Raw genomic sequence first — 5,641 nt, 5'->3', positions numbered from 1 at the left:
AATTTACCTAAATAACTAAATCAATACAATATGAAAGCAGCAGTATTAAACGAGTTCGGCTCTGTAGAAAAATTTGAAATATTAGATGTACCGACTCCAAAACCGGGATCTAATGAAGTACTTGTAAACGTGATGGCCACTTCCGTAAATCCTCTAGATTTTCAGGTTCGCCGTGGGGATTACAAAAATGAGTTAACACTTCCGGTTATCACAGGGCATGATGTCTCAGGTGTGATCGTTGAAATTGGCATAGGTGTGAAAAACTTTAAGGTCGGTGATGAGGTATATTATACCCCTGAAATTTTTAATGGACAAGGAAGCTACGCAGAATATCATGTCGCTAATGAAGCTATTATCGGCATTAAACCCAAAAACGTAAGCCATTTAGAAGCTGCAACATTTCCTTTATCAGCGGGCACAGCCTATGAAATGCTATTTACTAGGGCACAACTTAAGGTTAATCAAACAATCCTGATACACGGTGGTGCAGGTGGTGTTGGGATACCTACTATACAATTGGCCAAGGCTATGGGTGCTACCGTTTATACAACAGCGAGAACAGTGCATCATCAAATTCTAAAAGGATTTGGAGCGGACTTTACTATTGACTATGAAAAGGAAAATTATATCGATGAAATTTTAAAACTGACAAATGGCAAAGGAGTGGACGTGGTAATTGATACGCTAGGCGGCAACACACTTTCTGACAGTGGTAAAATTTTAAATCAGATGGGACAGGTTGTAACATTAGTGGATATTGAAAAGCCACAGAATCTTATCCACGCATGGGGGAAAAATGCCACTTACCACTTTGTATTTACCAGACAAAGCAGAAACAAATTGGACGAACTCACAAAGCTGATTGAGTCTGGAAAACTAAAGCCAGTGGTAGGGAAAGTTTTCCCATTGTCAGAGATAGGAAAGGCACATAGCCTACTTGAATTTAGAAAAGGCGCTGAAGATTTCTATGGCAAGATTGCTATACAGATAGGTAATGAAGACAGCAATTAAATAGATAAATATGCGTAATCAAAATATTTTTATAAAGGCGAACAAAGCTTTATCTGAAGGAAAATATGAGGATTTCATCACTTATTGCAGTGAAGATATCCAATGGAAAAATGTAGGAGAGAGAACCTTAAAAGGAAAGCAAGAACTTCTTAAGTACATTAGTTCAGCTTATGATGGAATAACATTTACAACAGAAAATTCCATTAAAGAAAATGATGTCGTAGTTGAACTTGGTCAAATAGTATTTGAAAAAGATGGAGAATCAAAAAAGAGTTCTTATTGCGACATTTGGAATTTTAAGGATGGCATGATTAGTCAAGTAACTTCATTTGTAATTTGAGGGAGATTAATAAAAACTATCAATTCAAAAGCCTCTGATTAAATCAGGGGCTTTGTTGAAAATGCTATGTATGGTTGAAAAATATGGTATAACCTATAGCATATAAGGTTTACTCTACTGAATTCCAAATAATGTGAAAAAAAGACATTACAGATATGATTTAGACGAGAACATAGATGTGGTGTGTAAACATCATTTATTGAATAGCAAACATAGATTAACATTTGGCAATCAGTAAAATTTTAAAGTACACATAACTGAATCACCTATTCAATAACTATGCGTAGTCATTTTTATTGACCATAAAGTTTGAAAGCATTAATTTAAAACAATAGTATATGAAAGCAATAATATTAAAGTCTTCTGGAGGAGTAGGATAACTAAACTATTCCAATTTAGAAATTCCAAAAATCACTACTTCAGAGGTATTGATCAAGGTAAAAGCTATCAGCATCAACCCTGTAGATGTGAAAACCCGCTCAGGAAAAGGTATTTATGGCAGAATAAAAACAGAAACTCCATTGATTTTAGGCTGGGATATTGCAGGCATTGTAGCAGAAACTCAAAGCGATTTATTTAAGATCGGTGATGAGGTTTTTGGCATGGTAAATTTCCCCGGACACGGAAAAGCTTACTCAGAGTATATAGCAGCACCTGCCAATCAATTGGCGTTAAAACCAAGAACTATTTCCTTTGAAAATGCAGCCGCCACCACCCTGGTTGCCTTAACCGCATGGCAAGCCCTGGTAACCAATGCAAATGTTCAGAAGGGAGAAAAAGTTTTGATACACGCAGCTTCTGGTGGTGTTGGCCATATCGCTGTTCAAATTGCAAAATATTTGGGGGCCGAAGTTACCGGAACATCCTCCGCAAAAAACAAAGACTTTGTATTGGGTCTCGGTGCAGATAAACACATTAACTACAACGGCTATAATTGGGCTTCACAATCAAGAGAATATGATTTTGTTTTGGATACGATTGGCGGCGATAATATTGACAACTCTATTTTTGCAACCAAAAAAGGGGGGACTATTATTAGTATTCCTACAGGACTGAGTGAAGCAGTTACCAAAAAAGCTAAGGAAAAAGGTATTAATGGCTACAATATTTTGGTGCAATCTAGCGGCGAGGATATGAAAAAAATATCATCTCTTTTGGAACAAGGAATTATTAAACCCTTTGTTTCACAAACTTTCCATTTTGAACAAATGGCTGAAGCTCATTTACAGCTGGAAACTAGAAAAACTGTTGGGAAAATTGTAGTAACTTTTTAAACTTATTAAAAAGAATATTAAGAACAATTTTAAAATTGAAAAGGATTTTAAATATAAAGAAACAATAGTTTTAAAAGAGCCAACAATAGTTGCAAGTTTTATTTTAGATAATTTTAAGATTGAAATTTTTTGTTAAGAACATTCCAATTAACAACAATTTGCATACAGATATTTAATTATTGAATATAAACGGTTTATCAAATTTGGCTAGAAATTTAGAAAGAAGATTATCAAATCTTAAAAAAACAAGATAATAAGACAGAATCTGCATTTGAGATATTGCTAGATTTAACTAGCGATCGGTACATTGAATTACTTAAATTGGAAAACAGTAATGAGATTCTAAAGCGTGAATAGCATAATTCTTTGCAAGAAATTTATTATTTTTCTAAAGTGAAATTTAATTAATGTTTAAAATAATACAAAATATTAACTATCAATTATAATTACATATGAACATATGAAAATAAAATACGGACACACAAATATTATTACAAAGGACTGGAAAAAATTAGCAGATTTCTATCAAACGGTTTTTGATTGTGTACCTATTCCACCTCAACGAGATCAGAAAGGAAGTTGGTTAGATAAGGGTACTGGAGTTAAAAATGCTCACATACAAGGAATGCATTTATTATTGCCGGGTTATGGCGAAAATGGACCAACATTGGAAATTTATCAATATTCTGAAACTTTAAATTCAGAAAAATCAATACCTAATAAACAAGGATTTGGTCATATAGCTTTTCAACTGGACGATATAAACGAGGTATTAGAATTAGCATTAAAAAATGGAGCGTCAAAAATTGGAGTTTTAAGCGAACATTATGTTGAAAATGTGGGACTACTAAAATTTATATATATTGCTGATCCCGATGGGAATATTATTGAACTTCAAAACTGGAGCTAAAAATAAGTTATAATTCCTTTCACACAAAAAAACACAGAAGCAAATACACTAATTAATATATTAAACACACACTAATTTTAAAGATGATTATTCGCTCTTTTTTAAGCTTGTAAATTGAAAGATTGATATATTAAAGTAATAAAGTTACTTACAAGTAACCTTACATTTTACTGTAAAGCTGATAAAGTATATTCAATTAATATAACTTTGCCTTTCAAAATTTGAAATTCTAAAAAAATGAGAAAAACAGTTTTAATGATAGTATTTACAGTCTTTTTGAATACTACATATGCACAAAAATATTTTGGAAAAAGTTATCCAGCTACTCTACAAGTAGATGAATATTTCGAAAGTTCAGATGTTAAAAAACCATATACTGTTATGGGAAAAAGTGAACTTTTGCAAGGTTTCCGTTCATTGGAAAAAGCACAGAAAAAAACTACTGAATTAGCGAAAAAAAAAGGTGCTGATGGTGTGATTTTCTCTATTGAAGAGGAAATATACGGTACATCTAGCTCAAGCGGTGGTGTAGTAAATGAGAAAAAGAAGGATAAAACGACTGCTTCTTCTAACACTACAACCACAGATATGAAGCAGAAGAAAATTAAAGCTGTTTTTATTAAATACGACTAAAATATATATATATAAATAAAACATACAGAAAAATTGTATCACCCAGTAATTTTTTCTCTGTGATTGAAACCCCAAATCGTAAGATTTTTAATAATGGTTTGTAAGGTTAAACCGTGCTCGGTCAATTCATATTGTACAGAAATGGGTTGAGTTTCCATTACGGTTCTACTTATCAATTGATTTAACTCAAGCTCTTTTAATTCTTTGCTTAACATTTTATTCGAAATACCTTTTACATCGTTTAAAACGTCAGAAAATCTTCTTTTGTTGTAGTAACATATTGAGGATATAATGGCAATTTTCCATTTTCCATTTAGCACATCCATTGAATCTTGCACAGCCATCATTTCTTTTTTATGTTGGTCTTTATCAAACTCTTTTAATTGACAATCCATATTTTTTTTAGTTTCATTAAGGTTATCGAGTTACTTAGTAGTAACTATTACTTTATGTTACAAAGTTACGAAAGTATATTGAAATAAGATAGCTTTGCCTCTCAAATTCTAAAATAAATTAAAATGAACAAGTTAAAAAATAAGGTAGCAGTTGTAACAGGTGGCAACAGCGGAATCGGATTTGGTATTGCTGAAGCTTTTAAAAATGAAGGTGCAATAGGAAGTATTACAGGTAGAAATCAGGAAACTCTTGACAACTGCGTTCAAGAACTTGGAGCAGATTTTATAGGTATCAAAAGTGACGTTACAAAAATGGAGGACCTTGAACAGATTTTCAAAGAGACTTTTAATAAATTCGGCAAGCTAGATATACTAGTTGTCAATGCAGGAGGCGTTGTTGACGGAGTACAAATGAGCTCCGTAAGCGACGTTACAGAAGAAAATTTTGACAAGTATATTGATCTTAACTTAAAGAGCAGTTACTTTACGGTTCAAAAAGCACTTCCCTATTTAAATGATGGAGCTTCAATTATACTTATTGGCTCAAGTGCTGCACACCGAGCTGCACCTGGTATGACTATTTATGGAGCAGCTAAAGCAGCAATAATATCATTAGCGAAAGGCTTATCACACGATTTATTAGACCGAAAAATAAGGGTGAATTCATTATCGCCTGGATCTATTGATACACCTGCATTTGGAAAAATGATACCACAAGAACAGTTAGAAGAAGTAAAGCAAATTTGGAAAAATATTATTCCTGTAGGCAGAATGGGACTTCCATCAGAGATGGGAAAAATAGCTGTTTTCCTAGCTTCTGACGACTCTGTATTTATTGTAGGAACTGAAATTCTTGCAGATGGAGGAATGACAAATATCAATCTGATGAAATAATTTAAGATTTAAAAGAGTGATTCTAATCAATATAAGGAAGATTTAATATGGATTCATCTAACACAACGCTTCAAGATTTTTACAAAAAATACATTAAAGCTGCCAATTGCATATACCAATAAATTTGACCCCCTTTCGCCAATTTTAAATTGACCCCCAGAGTTGTTGCTTGAAAAAAGCAGAA

Annotated in this window: 7 protein-coding genes; 6 read left to right on the top strand and 1 reads right to left on the bottom strand. The window is 32.8% G+C overall.

Annotation, left to right across the window (positions count from 1 at the left end):
- Positions 1-30: 30 nt before the first annotated feature.
- The 5 genes from GJU39_RS22855 (at position 31) to GJU39_RS22835 (ending at position 4,168) form a co-directional block, all read left to right on the top strand.
- Positions 31-1,011 (top strand): zinc-dependent alcohol dehydrogenase family protein, encoded by a 981-nt coding sequence (locus tag GJU39_RS22855; protein ID WP_154283306.1) that lies wholly within the window; start codon positions 31-33, stop codon positions 1,009-1,011.
- 10 nt (positions 1,012-1,021) lie between these two features.
- Complete coding sequence (locus tag GJU39_RS22850; protein ID WP_154283305.1) at positions 1,022-1,351, top strand: nuclear transport factor 2 family protein; 330 nt, start codon at positions 1,022-1,024, stop codon at positions 1,349-1,351.
- A 428-nt stretch (positions 1,352-1,779) separates the two neighbouring features.
- Complete coding sequence (locus GJU39_RS22845) at positions 1,780-2,625, top strand: NADP-dependent oxidoreductase (protein ID WP_209437723.1); 846 nt, start codon at positions 1,780-1,782, stop codon at positions 2,623-2,625.
- 460 nt (positions 2,626-3,085) lie between these two features.
- Complete coding sequence (locus GJU39_RS22840; RefSeq protein WP_154283304.1) at positions 3,086-3,535, top strand: VOC family protein; 450 nt, start codon at positions 3,086-3,088, stop codon at positions 3,533-3,535.
- A gap of 237 nt (positions 3,536-3,772) precedes the next feature.
- Positions 3,773-4,168, top strand: a complete 396-nt coding sequence (locus tag GJU39_RS22835; protein ID WP_154283303.1) for a hypothetical protein — start codon at positions 3,773-3,775, stop codon at positions 4,166-4,168.
- 38 nt (positions 4,169-4,206) lie between these two features.
- Here the strand turns inward: GJU39_RS22835 and GJU39_RS22830 are convergent, their stop codons facing one another.
- Entirely contained in the window at positions 4,207-4,563 is a 357-nt protein-coding gene (locus tag GJU39_RS22830; RefSeq protein WP_154283302.1) for a winged helix-turn-helix transcriptional regulator, read from the bottom strand.
- A 123-nt stretch (positions 4,564-4,686) separates the two neighbouring features.
- Here GJU39_RS22830 and GJU39_RS22825 point away from each other — a divergent pair, with 123 nt between their 5' ends.
- Positions 4,687-5,457, top strand: a complete 771-nt coding sequence (locus tag GJU39_RS22825; protein ID WP_154283301.1) for an SDR family oxidoreductase — start codon at positions 4,687-4,689, stop codon at positions 5,455-5,457.
- Positions 5,458-5,641: the final 184 nt, after the last annotated feature.

The organism is Pedobacter petrophilus, from assembly GCF_009674725.1.
GTDB lineage: Bacteria > Bacteroidota > Bacteroidia > Sphingobacteriales > Sphingobacteriaceae > Pedobacter > Pedobacter petrophilus.
This window is presented reverse-complemented; position numbering and strand designations above follow the sequence as displayed.

What these genes read in the sequence shown, in the direction of transcription:
- GJU39_RS22850 (WP_154283305.1), top strand. Translation starts at nt 1,022, where the DNA reads ATGCGTAATCAAAATATTTTTATAAAGGCGAACAAAGCTTTATCTGAA.
- GJU39_RS22830 (WP_154283302.1), bottom strand. Translation starts at nt 4,563, where the DNA reads ATGGATTGTCAATTAAAAGAGTTTGATAAAGACCAACATAAAAAAGAA.
- GJU39_RS22840 (WP_154283304.1), top strand. Translation starts at nt 3,086, where the DNA reads ATGAAAATAAAATACGGACACACAAATATTATTACAAAGGACTGGAAA.
- GJU39_RS22855 (WP_154283306.1), top strand. Translation starts at nt 31, where the DNA reads ATGAAAGCAGCAGTATTAAACGAGTTCGGCTCTGTAGAAAAATTTGAA.
- GJU39_RS22825 (WP_154283301.1), top strand. Translation starts at nt 4,687, where the DNA reads ATGAACAAGTTAAAAAATAAGGTAGCAGTTGTAACAGGTGGCAACAGC.
- GJU39_RS22835 (WP_154283303.1), top strand. Translation starts at nt 3,773, where the DNA reads ATGAGAAAAACAGTTTTAATGATAGTATTTACAGTCTTTTTGAATACT.